Source organism: Candidatus Gracilibacteria bacterium, from assembly GCA_028687475.1.
Lineage (GTDB): Bacteria > Patescibacteriota > Gracilibacteria > BD1-5 > UBA2023 > STC-74.
On sequence record JAQUAB010000002.1, the window covers coordinates 14,415 to 29,300 of the forward strand.

Here is a 14,886-nt window from a genome sequence, read left to right on the forward strand (position 1 = left end):
ATTTATTTTGGATTATTCAGGAAGCTCTTGTGGAATCAGAGATTTTCCCTCTATCTGATTCAGGATATCACAAAAACGTGAATGAAACTGAAAAAGCTGATATATAAGAAGCGTATGAGCATGTGATAAGTCACCATGAGAAATAACTCGAACAAGTATATGAGAAAGACGTTCAATGCTATTAGTAGGATGATTTGTGTCAATAAATCGCTCTCGACCTTCATGATAAGTTTTTACAAAACCAAAAAAGAGACTCACTCTCTGGAAATAATTATGTATTTCTTCGTATTTATTCTTCAAAAACACATTGGAATCAATATGTTCAAGAATGCCTATCACTCGTCAAAGATATAGAGATACCCTCTTGAGAGTCAAGGCAATTCATCATTCTTGATGTAATGCCTGACTCAAAGTTATATTTCCATATTCTTGGAAAGATATTTTTGATGATTCATTTTCTATGGTAAATCTATTCATGCTTTAGAAAAGAAATTTATAAGATATATGTATTCAGTATTCTCTGGAAATCAAGTTTTACACAGAAGAAATACGAGAACTTTTTGCTTTTGCAATGGTTTTTTGTAATATGTCGGCATTAATTTTTCTCGTCCAATTCATGAAACCATCTTCTATCCGAAATTTCTGTATCATCGCCCATATCGACCACGGGAAGTCGACTCTTGCTGATCGCCTCATGGAAATCACGGGAACTCTCGAAAAACGTGAACTCCAGTCTCAGACGCTCGACAATATGGATCTCGAACGCGAGCGTGGCATCACTATCAAGCTCACTCCCGTTCGTATGGACTGGAAATGAGTCGAACTCAACCTCATCGATACTCCAGGGCATGTGGATTTCCAATACGAAGTATCGCGCTCTCTCGCATCAGTCGAAGGAGCAATTCTCGTCGTAGATGCGAGTCAAGGAATTGAAGCGCAGACCCTCTCAAACGTCTATCTCGCAATGGAGAATGATCTCGAAATTATCCCAGTACTCAATAAGATTGACCTCCCATCAGCCGATGTGGATCGTGTGAGTGAAGAAGTCATGAACCTCCTCGGATGCAAAAAAGAGGATATTATCCCTGTCTCTGCAAAAACCGGACTCAATGTCGAAACAATTCTCGATGCTGTCATTGCTCGAGTACCTGAACCAAAAAAACTCTCACCCGATTCTGAACTTCTTCCACATGAGTCAGAAGCGAATGAATCATGAGTGACGAAGGCTCTCATTTTCGATTCTCAGTATGATAGCTATAAGTGAGTTGTTGTATACCTGAAGCTCTTCTCGGGAGAAATCAAAAAAGGAGACAAACTCGAATTCATCAACACAGGAGCAAAGGTGGAAGCCCTTGAAGTTGGATGTTTTCGTCCGAAATACTCACCGACGAATGTACTCTATGAAGGCGAAATCGGCTATGTAGTAACAGGACTGAAGTCAATCGCCGAAGCTCGTGTCGGTGATACCGTATTCGCAGGGAATCCAGAATCCAAGAAAGCTATCAAGGGATTCAAACGCATCACTCCGTATATCTACGCAGGAATCTATCCAGTCGAGACCGATGAATATCCGAAGATGAAAGACGCTATGGAAAAACTCATGCTCAATGACTCTTCGCTCGTCACTGAACATGAAGCATCGCCAGCACTCGGATACGGATTCCGTTGTGGATTTCTTGGACTCCTCCATCTCGATATCGTGAAGGAGCGTCTCTGGCGAGAACATGATATGGACGTCATCATCACGAGTCCACAGGTAACCTACAAGGTTCTCATCAACGGCGATAAATGCGCTGATTATCCACGCAATAGTCCTGAACTCACAGAATTCGAGAATCGAAAATGTACCTATATCTGGATGTCGAATCCAGAAGATCTCCCACGCCCAGGAACCTATATCCGCATCGAAGAACCGATTGCGAAAGTCGAGATGATCACTCCGAATGAATATATCGGAAACCTCATGAGTCTCGCACAAGAGAGAAGATGAGTCTTCAAGAATCAGACCTATCTCGATGCGAATCGTGTCGTCCTCCACTATGAGATTCCTATGAGTGAACTTGTTGGGGATTTCTATGATGATCTGAAGTCTCTCTCCTCTGGATATGCGAGTCTCCACTATGAGCCGCTCCGATTCCAGGAAGACGATATCGTGAAGATGGATATCCGTGTCGCTGGGGAAGTGGTCGATGCTTTCTCGATGATGGCACATCGCAGTCGTGTCCGCTATCTCGGTGGACGTATCTGTGAGAAACTGAAGGACAATATCCCGAAAGCCCAATTCGCCATCGCCATCCAAGCCGTCGTCGGGAATGATGTCGTCGCTCGTGAAGATATCTCCGCCCTCCGCAAGGATGTGACCGCGAAGCTCTATGGAGGTGATATCACTCGAAAACGAAAACTTCTCGAGAAACAGAAAGAAGGAAAGAAAAAGATGAAACAATTCGGACGAGTCTCTATTCCAAGTGAAACATTCGTGAATATACTGAAGAAATAAGAAAAATACCTCATAATTAAGTGAGGTATTTTTCTAAAAAGTTAATTTCTGATACCTCTATAAACATCATCTATAGACACATATTCCGTATTATCGAGAAAAAATACAGAATATCCAAGGGATTCGAAGCATTTTTCTACTATCTCACGAGGTACACTTCCATAATCACCACTCTGTCCACCAATAAGAATCGTATTTTCTGGCAGTACAATATATTGTGCTCATCCAAATCTTTCTGATCCACTTGGAATATTTATATCCTTATGATTTCCTACATCACTTGGCATCTCTCTTGTATATGTTTTGCTTTTTGCAGCCTTGATAGTACTTGGTGGAGCGGATTGAGATTTACGAGAACCTATTACAACAGAGAATTTTTTCTGTTCTCCTCCATAGACAAGGACCAACTTACCAAAATCTCCAACGGAAAGTGATTCATTCTTTTCTCCGACACACGTATACTCGCATGATTCGAAAAATGTATCTCTTTCCTGCGAAAACACCTTCAATTCATCTTTGTATCAACCCAAATCGAGTAAAAGTTTATGAGGATTTTCTTCTCGAGCAATCCTCAGTTCTTCCGCTAACCTTATTTGCTCTTCAGTCATTTCCTCTTGATGCACTCAACTATCTCCTTCTCTCCAATTTCAATCATCATCAAGTCAACCAAAGTTAAAGTGATTTAACTCTGTGGTATCATTAGGGGTGGTGGTAATATTATCAGTTTCTAGCTCCTCAAAGTCTCCAAGAACTTCTGTAAGAGATTTTCCATAAAATTCATTCAATCAATCTTCTAAATAATCATCTGTTTCTGAGAGTTCAGCTACTAGATCATCCATCTCCTCAGGATCTATATCAGAATCGAAATCCGAAAACGGATGAAGTTTCATATTTCATTCCGCGAATTCATCTTCCAGCTCATGTCAGAGAACTTCGGAAATTGGTTTTCCAAAAAGAATCGCCTGTATATTTGCTTGACGAGCATAGATTTTGGAGACAATTGCATGTGACTGGATAATACTACCAAGTTTCCCCCTTTCCTGACGCAACGGCTCAAGAATTTCATAGACACGATTCCTTTTTGGAACATTTTTAATTCTCCAATCTAATTCTTCATAATTCGTCTTTATTCCTGGATAGTATTTATCCGCTTCAGCGAAATAATCTCAGCTATATGTATATTGATATAAATCTCTTCATGCAAGATGGGCAAGCTCCCGTGGAAATAACTCAAAAAGCTTAGATATTCCATTTTTATGATTCTCATCAATATCAAAAGTTTCTTGTATAACTCAACAATGTATCAAGAATCGGAATATATCCATTTGATCAGAATAATCACCGTCCCAATTACATTCACGACATCCAAATGTTTGTTGGCACTGAAAAATACGTAATCCTCATTTTACCTGACACCGTGGACAGTCTGCAACATATATTCAGTCAGATGATAGATATTCCTTATATTCACCAGAATCTTTAGGGAGTGTATCTACTTGCATTTTGAGTTTTATCACTGCAAGTTCCATAATATCTATTTTGGATCGGATTTCATTCATTACTGAATCAAGAGATGCTTCCGTATATTCTTGCTCTTCTGGATCAAGACGACAATCAAGATGAAGTTCCATAAAAATATAAATAATATTCTACTATATTACAGATAATATTAATCTGTCAACTAATTATTTATATTTTATCGTATACTATATTTCTCTACCCAAGAATCGCAATTGCATAGAGAACCCCTGGCCTCATATTCTTCGCATAAGGTCATACATTATACAATGCAAGAGGTATAATTTTGCTGACATCCAAAATAGAAAAATCATACTCCGGCGGGAAAAGATCTTTTTTGTTTGCATGACGAAGCTGATTGATTCTATAAATATCATCATCATTCAGATTTTTTACGATAGTTTCTGCTTGTTCATATTTCTGTGCTGAATCTGAGAATTGTTGAAGATACCTCATGTATACTGAACCAAAAATAATATTGATATCTGGATTGTAGAGCTCTACCTTGAGTGCAGATATAAGATTGTCATATGCAGCTATTGAGCTTCAGAGTTTTTCTTTGTTTTTTGATCGAAGAGAGAGAAGAATACTACGAACAAACTTCTTGAGAAGAATAATTTTTCTTTTATCTTCATCATATGTTATCTTCCCGATAGTATCATTCTGAAGAGAGAGAAAGAGTGATCAGTACTTTTTTACTCAATCAATTCCTTGCATATCATCAAGCACAATATCTTTCACTTGCATGAGTCACTTAGCTCATTTCGATGATGTCCGGTCAGAAAATCCACTTGATTCACGTTGAATCAGATTCATCATAGTCTCTGTATCAAGGTATAGGTCATGAAATACGCACATCCAGAAAACTCCGCGATCATTCATAGGAACCTTCGATAGAGAGTGCATATTTCTTTCTTGTTGTTTTTCAAGAGAAATTCGTTCAGCTTCCTTTATAGTAATAATATGCTCGACCAGTTCACGAGCCTCAACTGAGAGAGAAAACGGTGTTTTTTTATATTCTTCAGTGGAAGAGATAGGGCTATAGAGTCCATCTTTTGCGGAACTTCCAGAGAGGAGTCCCGCACAGGCAATAGCAATAAAAGAAGAAAGATACTGTGAAGTCTTTCTTCTTGGTTTTCGGAAATGTGATAGAAGGAGATTCTCGGATAAAAACATAGCGGGAGAAACTTATAGAAGAACATGAGAAAGTCAAAAGTTTTTTGGAAAAACCCCCTTATACAAGAAAGGGGGTAGATTCAAATAATATCCACACAATATCTATCCTTGAATACTCCACTGTACCTCTTTCCCGGCCCACATTGGCACAATAGTAACATCAGAAAGGGAAGTCTGGTATGCATCTGGTATAACAAATGGTGTTTTCTCAAGGATAACCATTTTCTCTTGCTGAGGTTTTCCATACACTACTTCACCATTATCAGCGAAGAAACGCTGGAGCCTCTCGGTCTTCTCTTCGAATGAAAGAGAAGTACCCATCTCACCCTGCCACCAGAGATCGGTCGTATCTGACATCCACCAGTCGGTAACAACCTGAAGTGCTATAGGCGAAGAAAAAACTCCGCTCGCACAATGAGCACACTCTTTTGCACTCTGCGGATGTGGTGCTGAATCAGATCCAAAAAAAACTTTTCGACATCCAGAATAGACAAGCTTCTGTATGGCTTGCAGATCTTCAGGATCCTTCAGTGTCGGCTTGCAATGGAGGTGTGGGTCGAATGCATGGCTGCCTTCCTTATCATGCGCTGTGAGAAGGAGATGTTGAGGAGTGACTGTTCCATAGAGGTTCGGGTATTTCTCATTCCCAACAAGTTCTGCCATCTCACGAGTCGAAATATGCTCGATAATAACTGTGAGTCATGGATATTTTTCTGCTATGCGTTCAGCAAGTGGCCGAAATTCCCGTTCCGCACGATGAACAAAACCTTTTATAATCCTTCCGACGATATCTCTGGTAACCGTTGTCTCAGGGTGAAGCGAGAGTGCGATACCACATTCTGCCATCACTTCGAATATCTCTCTCGTTTTCGCATCATCAGGGTCGATATCTCCTGTAGCTCCACCCGAATTTGTAGTCACCCCACCTGGGTAATATTTCACAGCTCCGATTTTTCCAGCACAAGCCCGGATCATCTCTGGGGTTGTTGTAGGTTTCAACGAGAGAGTCATGATTGGATTCACGCCTTCAGGAAGAAGTTCTATGATTTGCGCGTGATACCGATCCACATCATCTGCATTCTCTATATGTCGAGGAAGAAGATTCGGCATTGCCAAAACTTGAGCAAATGGTGATTGCAATGCACAAACTGCCTCGAGAATAGCATTCGGCTTCTGACCTGCCTCATCAGTAGCAGGTCCATTATAGCCTCTCAGATGTGTATGGAAATCTGACGGTGAGCGAAGTGTGATAGTATTCATAGGAGAAAATAGAAAAGGAAGAGTAAGAAAAATTGTAGAGAATTCCTCAGAAAATCAAAAACAAAATTTGCGATAATACATTTTTATCCTATAATCCAGACTCATGGAAATTCAATACAAAACATAATTTTCTCCAATGGCAAAAGATTCGTTCTTTTGCCATTTTTCGAACTGAGTTAGTTTTTTTGATTACAGTACGAGTATCTCTCAGTCAGAATTCACCATTTATAATTTATAATTTTTCTCTTATGCCTTTCTTCGATACGTTCGCGATCATGAATGCTTCTGGCCCGCACTGCACAACTCTCGAGGAACTCGAACTCATTGCACAATCTGACGCAGATTATGTTATCATGAAATCCTGCACTCTTGAACCACGTGAAGGTAATCCAGAGCCCAGATACCATGCATTCGAAAATGGATCTATCAACTCTATGTGACTTCCGAATCTTGGATATGAGAAATATATTGAGTTTTCGCATATACTTTCCGAAAAATATCACAAACCAATCATAGCAAGCATTGTTGGCATGAAACCTGAAGATTTCCCCACAATCGTAGAAGCATTCGAATTACGAAGCAAAGTTCAAGCCCTAGAAATCAATCTTTCTTGTCCAAATGTTGTTGGTAAACCACAGATTGGATATGATTTTGATGACTCTCGGACTATCCTTGAGAAAGTTTGCAAATTCAAGAAAAATACAGCGTTCGGAATCAAACTTCCGCCATATTTTGATTTTGCCCACTATGAAGCGATGGCAAAAATACTTCTCGACTTTCCTATCGATTTCATCACATGCGTAAACTCAGTTGGAAACACTCTTGTGCTCGATCCAGTAAATCATAAACCAGTCATTAAGCCAAAAGGGTGATTCGGTGGACTCTGAGGATCAATCATAAAACCTGTTGCCCTCGCGAACACCAGAAAATTCTATGAGCTGATTGGAGACAAGATTCAAGTTGTTGGATGTGGTGGAATAGTCAATGGTATCGATGCATACGAATATTCACTCTGTGGTGCGAGTGCTATACAGATAGCTACAGAATTCGACCGAGTAGGCCCTAGTATTTTCTGAAAAATACAATCTGAGGCGAGGGAATATGCACAATCCCAAGGATGGGAAAATATAGAGGCTGCGAAGGGAAAACTAGAAGTTTTATAACACTACTCACATTATGCTTACACCTACAAAACGTGAATTTATTGCCTACTGTGCAAATAACTGAGTACTCCAATTCAATACAGAAACACCATTTATATTGAAGTCTGGACGGAAATCCCCTTGGTTCTTCAATGCTGGTAATCTCATGCAACATGGCGAATGACTCGCAAGAATAGCAAGAATCTATACGGATTCACTTATCGCGAATTTTAGTGATAGTGATGGTAACATCGATGCGGACATACTCTATGGACCCGCTTACAAGTGAATTCCTCTTGCTGCGGTCGTAGCACAAGAATACTACAATCGAACAGGGAAAAGTATTGGTTTCTCATCGCATCGCAAAGAGATCAAAGATCATGGTGAGGGAGGAAATGGATTCGGGATGAATGTACGAGGGAAGTCATGTATTCTCCTCGACGATGTCATCACTGCAGGAACCGCATTCCGTAAATCAGTCGAAGATATAGAAAAAGATGGCGGAACGGTACGATGACTCGTGGTTCTTCTTGACCGGGAAGAGATCACAGGTGATGCGAGTATACCGAACCCCGAGAGTGAGAGAATATCTGCAATCATGCAAGCCGAGAAAGAGAACAACGTCACAATCGTATCGAGCCTCTCTCGTACTGATGTGAGGAGTGCTATAGAGGAGAATCTTGTCGGAGATGTTTCGATAGGTAAAGCTATGGATACATACCATGAAACGTATGGAATATATCCATTTTCCAAATAAATAATCCAAAATTTTCTCATGAGATTCTATGAACAACTCAAACACGCAATAGAAAAAAATAATTCTCTTCTTTGTGTTGGCCTTGATCCTGATATTTCTCGGATTCCGGATGGAATATCAGTATTCGATTTTCTCAAAAATATCATCGATGAGACATATGACCTCGTCTCTTGTTATAAGCCACAGATAGCGTACTTCGCGAGTTATGGATGAGAAAGAGATCTCGAGAATATCATCCACTACATACAGAATAACTACCCAGAAATTCCTGTTATCCTCGATGCGAAGCGAGGTGACATCGGAAGTACTGCAGACCAATATGCCAAAGAAGTGTTCGAAAGGTATGGGGCTGATGCTATCACCGTAAATCCATATATGTGAGGTGATACGATTGTGCCATATCTCAACTACCCAGACAAAGGTGTCATCATTCTCTGCAAGACATCGAATCCTGGAAGTGGAGATTTCGAAGATCTCACACTCACAAATGGCCGAAAACTCTATGAAGAAGTTGCCTATCGAGCAAGTCAGAAATGGAATAAAGAAGATCAAGTACTTCTCGTGGTTGGATGAACGTATCCAGCAGAAATCAAGAAAGTCAGAGAAATTGTCGGAGATGATATGTTTTTTCTCATACCGGGTATCGGTGCACAAGGGGGCGATATCGAAGCCACAGTAAAGGCTGCAAAAAATAGTGAATGAAGTGGTATGATCATCAACTCAGCACGAGCAATACTCTATCCGAAGACAGGAACAAGCAGGGAAGAGGCAATTCGAACACGAGATATTATTAACTTATATAGATAATCTATGATCACTTTTCTTCATCCTCATTTCTCCTATCTGGTAGAGAAAATCCCGGGCGCAAAGATTATCCAATTCGAGAAATTCTCAGATGGATGGCCTCGGATCTTCCTCGAAGAAAAAGAAAAAATTGCAGGATCGAAAATCACCTATATTGGAGATTTCCGATATGTTGATGATTTTTTCTGACAGATCGCATTTCTCGATGGAGTGGCACGATATAGCCCGGAAGAAATGGATATTATCATTCCATTTTTTCCAGCGGCTTCTATGGAGAGAGATACTCCGAGTGGAGAACTCTCGATCGCAAATGTCTTCGCACGACTCCTCGGAACTATCGGAGAACGACATCCAGGAAGAGTTCAGATTCATCTCTATGATATCCATGATGAACGTGAGATTTTTTATTTTCCTGCCAATCTCCAGATTCATCACCACACAACGAGCACAATACTCAAAAAAGAGATTCTTTCCTGATGAAAAAACCCCGTCATTCTTTTTCCTGATGCAGGAGCAAAAAAAGCATTTTCTCGATTTTTCTCTGACTATGAGATTGTCACTTGTGCGAAAGTACGAAAATCACCAACGGAGATAGAAATGTATTTCGAATGAGGAAATCTCGAATGAAGGGAAGTATTCATTATTGATGATCATATCAGAAGTGGTGGGACACTCGTCGAAGCCTGTCGATACGCACGTGAAAAATGAGCTCCCAGAGTCTCAGCATTTGCTCCGCATGCAGTGTTCGCAGAGGGAGTGAAGTCTAGTTTTCTCGATGCATTCGATGCATTCTATACCACTGATACTATTCCTGAGAATCATGCGAGATTCCAAGGGAGTGAGAAAGTAAAAGTTCTGGATTTCTGGTTTTAATACGTATTTATTTTTAATCTTCATATTTCTATGCGTCATATTATTTCTTCGAAACAGTTCTCTCGTGCAGATATAGACTACCTCATGTCTGAGGCACGGAAGATGGATACTATCCTCTCGAAATGAGGAAGCAGAATGTTCGACGAAAAAATCATGGCAACGCTTTTCTATGAGCCATCGACCCGTACGCGACTCTCATTCGAATCAGCGATGCATCGACTCGGTGGGAAGGTAATCTCTGAGACAGATGTCACTTTTTCGAGCCAATCGAAGGGAGAAATACTTGCAGATACCATCCGTATCGTCTCTGGATATGCGGATATCATTGCAATACGTTCGAAAAACACAGGAGATGCGCTCCTCGCAAGCCAATACTCCAGTGTTCCTATTATCAATGCAGGTGATGGTTCAGGAGAACATCCGACTCAGTCACTCCTCGATCTCTATACCATCACGAAGTCATTTCCACAGATATTCGAAGACAAGCCAATGCAGGTTACTTTTGTCGGAGATCTCCGCTATGGTCGCACCGTACACTCACTTTCGCTTCTCTTGCGGAATTTCGCGAATGTATCGATAGCGTTCATAGCACCAGAAAATCTCAATATCCCAGAAGAATACAAAAAAGAAGAAGATTTCGTCAGTGAGACCCTCTCCGATGAACTCCTCTCAAAAAGTGATGTCATCTATATGACTCGTGTTCAGAAAGAACGATTTCCAAATCTCGAATCGTATGAAGCAGTGAAAGATGCATTCATATTCGATGAGGATACAGTAGGGAAGATGAAGTCTGATGCCATCCTCATGCATCCTCTCCCGAGAGTGAATGAGATCACACTCGGAGTTGATAATCTTCCACAAGCACGATACTTTGAACAGGCGCGAAATGGAGTTCCTATGAGAATGGCACTCATCAAGTATTGTCTCGAACACTAAAAATCCAAGTCCTTTACTTCCTCTGAAGTAGGGGACTTTTTCGATTCTGACAACAAAAATAACAATCGTTCAAAAGTCTATATACCAAAAAATAAATAAATATTTGACAGAAAGTTAGAAAAATATAACATGCAAATGTGTGAAATATTTAACATTTAACTTTTTATATATGACACTTAAAACGTATAGAAATATTCGTATAGGCGTTACTATACTCCTAGCAATGACCATTTCTCAATCCATTATTTTTGAGAATTTTATACTTCCTATCGTCGCGATAATTATCTCGACACTGATTCTTTTATTTTTCCGAGGCAAGGTCAAGGATATTATCGCTGATGAAAGAGATTACCTTTTAGCGGGAAAATCCGCTTTACTGAGTATGCAAATTTTCTCTTGGATCGCCGTCTTGGCGATGTTTGTGCTTTTTTATTTCAAACATCTCAATCCAGCGTATGAATATATCGGGATGACTCTAGCTTATTCAGTATGTCTTTTGATGATTATGTACAGCATGATTTTTACCTTTCAGAGCAAGGAAAGTATTTCTAAACATAGAAGTAAATTTATTGTTTTTGCTATTATTCTCGCTCTTTTTATCGGTATTTTTTCCATTCGCTTTTTCTCTGGAGAAGATAATTGGGTTTGTCAAAATGGTGTTTGGGTAGAACACGGACATCCTGATTTTCCTGCTCCAAATACTATTTGTAATTAATACTTATGAAAAATAAAATAAAAGAATACAGAATAAAACTCGGACTTACTCAGGAAGATCTCGCCAATAAAGTGAGTGTCAGACGTGAAACTATAGTATTTTTGGAACAAGGAAAATATAATCCGTCACTGAAACTCGCCTATGATATTGTGAAGATTTTTGATATGAGTATTGAGGATGTTTTTATTTTCGATGAGACATAGGATACAAAAAAGATACGATTCTCGGACTGTACAATTTTTCTATTCAATTTTTTTTCGAAAAAGTTGTTTTTTTATTTTTTCCCTTATACTAGGTCACAACTCCTAATTTCTAACTTTTTTCTATGGCAGAACGTTCACTTATTATCTTGAAGCCTGATACAGTACACCGCGGTCTCGTTGGTCAAGTTACTACTCGCATCGAACAACGCGGATTCAAGGTTGTTGCAATGAAGATGGCTCTCGTATCTCGCGAGAAGCTCGATGAACACTACGGACACCTCACATCTAAGCCTTTCTACCCTGAGATCGTTGCATACATGACTATGGGTCCTGTTGTATTCATGATTGTCGAGGGTGATAATGCTGTTGGTGGTATGCGTCAACTCTGTGGAGCGACTGATCCAGCTCAGGCTGAGATGGGTACAATCCGTGCAGACTATGCAACTACTATCCGTTACAACCTTATCCATGCTTCTGATAGTGCAGAAAATGCTGAAGTAGAAATCAAGCGTTTCTTCGCTGATTCTGAGATTTGTTCTTACGAAAGAAAGGCTATCTAATCAATGCGTTCCTCCAATAACTACACAACATCTCTCTTCTGCGTTCTTGCAGATCCTCGAGAAACTCGAAGAGTCGACACCTACCTGTCGGCTCTTTTTCCCGAAAAATCCCGCAGCTACATCCAGAAGATGATTGAAGAGGGAAATATCACAGCGAATGGCGAACACTTCACAAAAAATAAGAAAATCTACCGTGGAGATGTCATCGAAATGCGATGGAAGGTCGAAGCAATGCATCTCGAAGCAGAGGATATTCCTCTCGATATTATTTTCGAGAATGATGACTTCGCTATCATCAACAAGGATGCGGGCATGAATACTCATCCCACACCAGGCGAAGAATGACGAAAGGGAAGTCTCGTGAATGCTCTTCTGCATCACTTCAAGACTCTTGGAATCAGGAGTGATGAGCAAGCGAGTTCAATAATTAATGGCGTCGAAAAACCAGGAATTGTCCATCGTCTCGACAAAGACACAAGTGGTGTCATCATGATAGCGAAAAACGATCGTGCCATGCACGCGCTCCAACTCAAAATAGCAAAACGCACTATAAATAAAACATATCTCGCACTCGTTGTCGGAAAAGTGAAAGATCAAGAATGATATATCGAGTCCTTCATCGGACGCGATCCGCACGACAGAAAAAAGATGACAACGCTTGATCCAGTAAACCCAAAACTCGCTAAAACGAAATTTAGCAATAAATGATTTTTTGGCAATAAGTATACACTTCTCGAAGTAGATCTTCTCACAGGGCGTACACATCAGATACGAGTCCACCTCTCATCTATCGGATATCCGATTGTGGGAGATAAAATCTACGGAAATGAAAAAGAAAATAAAGAAGCGGAAGAAAAATATGGACTCAAACGACAATGGCTTCATGCATGGAGATTGAAGTTCAATCTTTTTGGGCAAGATTTTAGCTTCGAGTGAGAACTCAAAGATGACCTCAAGAAATTTTTATAATGATTTCCATTTTTCCCTATTCTATCTATACTGAGTGACAGAAAAACTAGACAAACTATCCTACTAGCAACTCGCAATTATGAATATCCGACAAAAACGCCTTGCTGACGCCATACGAAGCTATGCAAGCCAAACAATTCTCAACTACGAACAGATGCAACCTCATAATTTCGGGATTATATCTGTCACCAATGTTGATATCAGTATTGATTATTCTTATGCTGACATATTCGTCACTGCTCAGACGAACGAGAAAGAATTGCCACACTTCATCGCACCAGTAGCACACGACATTGAACGACATATCGGAAAGGAATTCTCTCTGAGAAAAACTCCGCGCATACGATTCAAGCTCCCAAAAGAAGCACGAAAGGAAACAAATATTCTAGAACTTATCAATACGCTCGATCATCAATATGGACTTTCTCAGATGGATTCGTAACTTCTCGAAAAAATATAAAAATCGTGGTTTTCAATCGGAAGTCAAAAAAGAAAAACAACAAAAATATTTGTTTCGTGATTCTTGAAGTCAGATTCAGACAAAACGATGAGGAATTTTTCGTGAAAAAAAACGAGCCTTGAAGCCATTCACGAATTTTTTCCAAGAAAAGATCTATAACAACACTGCCTTTCTCTATGAAGACAAGCGAATTCTCTGATACATCGGAGCGATCCTGATAGTACTCTGTATCTATATATTCTTGTTTTCTCCATATTTTCAGATATCCCCTTCGAAAGTACTTATTAGTGCGGAGACAGATGGTATCGATATAAATATTGCATATCGCTCCATAGAAGATATCTATGAACAAAATCTGTTCTTCTTCGATGAGGAAAAACTCGCGCAGAATCTCAAGAAATATCAGAACAATATCGAAACTGTGAGTATCGACCGTCTCTATCCAAATGGACTCAAAATTATCATAAAGAGTCATCCGATACTCTATCGAGCAAGTGTGTCTGGTAGAACCAACAAAATATGGTGACTCACTGCGAATGGTGTTCTCATCCCACTTGCGAAAGAAAAAATCGAGAGCCTTCCTGCTTTTGATATCATAACGAACATTGGAGAAGATGAATTACTGGATTACAAAAGTATCATAGATGAAAACAAACTTGCGGCTATCAATAAAGTATTTGAGATTTTCAAAGAAGAATGGAGTGAAATAAAACTCGGAAAAACGCGATTTCTCACACAAGAAAATGAATTCCATGTTTCACTCGAGAATGGTGGAAGAATACTATTTGCACTCCAGGATTTCTCTGTAAACAAGACAAAAGATGCAGATATCTATAAAAATCTCAAGAATCAACTTCTGACTCTCAAAACATATATCGAGAAAAATCATGCCGTGTTCGAATCTGATGGTCTGATATATATTGATGTTCGTATTCCTGGAAAGGTTTTTGTCTGCAAAATCAAAGATGTTTGTACAAAAAATCTGGATTCTATCTATGGTGATAGATATAAATAAT

16 protein-coding genes are annotated in these 14,886 nt (G+C 39.7%); 12 read left to right on the forward strand and 4 right to left on the reverse strand.

Annotated features, from left to right (window positions below; all coding sequences use genetic code 25):
- Window positions 1-12: 12 nt before the first annotated feature.
- Window positions 13-477 carry a hypothetical protein gene (locus PHY14_02875; protein ID MDD2693851.1) on the reverse strand — a complete coding sequence of 155 codons (465 nt, stop codon included), beginning with the start codon at window positions 475-477 and terminating at the stop codon, window positions 13-15.
- Between the two features lie 109 nt (window positions 478-586).
- On the opposite strand from PHY14_02875, the gene lepA reads away from it, so the two are divergent.
- Window positions 587-2,497: a translation elongation factor 4 gene (gene lepA, locus PHY14_02880; GenBank protein ID MDD2693852.1), complete on the forward strand. Its 1,911-nt coding sequence runs from the start codon at window positions 587-589 to the stop codon at window positions 2,495-2,497.
- Window positions 2,498-2,538: 41 nt separating this feature from the next.
- On the opposite strand, the gene PHY14_02885 is transcribed toward lepA, so the two are convergent.
- The 3 genes from PHY14_02885 to PHY14_02895 form a co-directional block, all read right to left on the reverse strand.
- Complete coding sequence (locus PHY14_02885) at window positions 2,539-4,128, reverse strand: hypothetical protein (GenBank protein MDD2693853.1); 1,590 nt, start codon at window positions 4,126-4,128, stop codon at window positions 2,539-2,541.
- Between the two features lie 85 nt (window positions 4,129-4,213).
- Complete coding sequence (locus tag PHY14_02890) at window positions 4,214-5,191, reverse strand: hypothetical protein (protein MDD2693854.1); 978 nt, start codon at window positions 5,189-5,191, stop codon at window positions 4,214-4,216.
- A gap of 102 nt (window positions 5,192-5,293) precedes the next feature.
- Window positions 5,294-6,451, reverse strand: coding sequence for an amidohydrolase family protein (locus PHY14_02895; protein MDD2693855.1), 1,158 nt, complete (start codon window positions 6,449-6,451; stop codon window positions 5,294-5,296).
- Window positions 6,452-6,699: 248 nt separating this feature from the next.
- On the opposite strand from PHY14_02895, the gene PHY14_02900 reads away from it, so the two are divergent.
- From PHY14_02900 to PHY14_02950, 11 genes are all read left to right on the forward strand, one after another.
- Window positions 6,700-7,614 (forward strand): dihydroorotate oxidase, encoded by a 915-nt coding sequence (locus PHY14_02900; protein ID MDD2693856.1) that lies wholly within the window; start codon window positions 6,700-6,702, stop codon window positions 7,612-7,614.
- Window positions 7,615-7,627: 13 nt separating this feature from the next.
- Entirely contained in the window at window positions 7,628-8,350 is a 723-nt protein-coding gene (gene pyrE, locus PHY14_02905) for an orotate phosphoribosyltransferase (protein MDD2693857.1), read from the forward strand.
- Between the two features lie 18 nt (window positions 8,351-8,368).
- A complete protein-coding gene (gene pyrF, locus PHY14_02910) occupies window positions 8,369-9,157 on the forward strand; it encodes an orotidine-5'-phosphate decarboxylase (protein ID MDD2693858.1) in 789 nt (262 codons plus the stop codon).
- A gap of 3 nt (window positions 9,158-9,160) precedes the next feature.
- Window positions 9,161-10,027: a ribose-phosphate diphosphokinase gene (gene prs, locus PHY14_02915; protein MDD2693859.1), complete on the forward strand. Its 867-nt coding sequence runs from the start codon at window positions 9,161-9,163 to the stop codon at window positions 10,025-10,027.
- A gap of 30 nt (window positions 10,028-10,057) precedes the next feature.
- Window positions 10,058-10,963, forward strand: coding sequence for an aspartate carbamoyltransferase (gene pyrB / locus PHY14_02920; GenBank protein MDD2693860.1), 906 nt, complete (start codon window positions 10,058-10,060; stop codon window positions 10,961-10,963).
- A 169-nt stretch (window positions 10,964-11,132) separates the two neighbouring features.
- Entirely contained in the window at window positions 11,133-11,678 is a 546-nt protein-coding gene (locus PHY14_02925) for a DUF2178 domain-containing protein (GenBank protein MDD2693861.1), read from the forward strand.
- Between the two features lie 5 nt (window positions 11,679-11,683).
- Window positions 11,684-11,881: a helix-turn-helix transcriptional regulator gene (locus tag PHY14_02930; protein MDD2693862.1), complete on the forward strand. Its 198-nt coding sequence runs from the start codon at window positions 11,684-11,686 to the stop codon at window positions 11,879-11,881.
- A 122-nt stretch (window positions 11,882-12,003) separates the two neighbouring features.
- Window positions 12,004-12,441: a nucleoside-diphosphate kinase gene (gene ndk, locus PHY14_02935; protein ID MDD2693863.1), complete on the forward strand. Its 438-nt coding sequence runs from the start codon at window positions 12,004-12,006 to the stop codon at window positions 12,439-12,441.
- 3 nt (window positions 12,442-12,444) lie between these two features.
- Window positions 12,445-13,410 carry an RluA family pseudouridine synthase gene (locus PHY14_02940; GenBank protein ID MDD2693864.1) on the forward strand — a complete coding sequence of 322 codons (966 nt, stop codon included), beginning with the start codon at window positions 12,445-12,447 and terminating at the stop codon, window positions 13,408-13,410.
- A 79-nt stretch (window positions 13,411-13,489) separates the two neighbouring features.
- The gene (locus PHY14_02945) at window positions 13,490-13,852 is read left to right on the forward strand and encodes a ribosome-binding factor A (protein MDD2693865.1); all 363 of its coding nucleotides are present in this window, start codon (window positions 13,490-13,492) and stop codon (window positions 13,850-13,852) included.
- Window positions 13,827-14,885, forward strand: coding sequence for an FtsQ-type POTRA domain-containing protein (locus tag PHY14_02950; protein ID MDD2693866.1), 1,059 nt, complete (start codon window positions 13,827-13,829; stop codon window positions 14,883-14,885). Before PHY14_02945 ends, PHY14_02950 begins: the two co-directional genes overlap by 26 nt.
- The last annotated feature ends 1 nt before the right edge of the window (window position 14,886 follow it).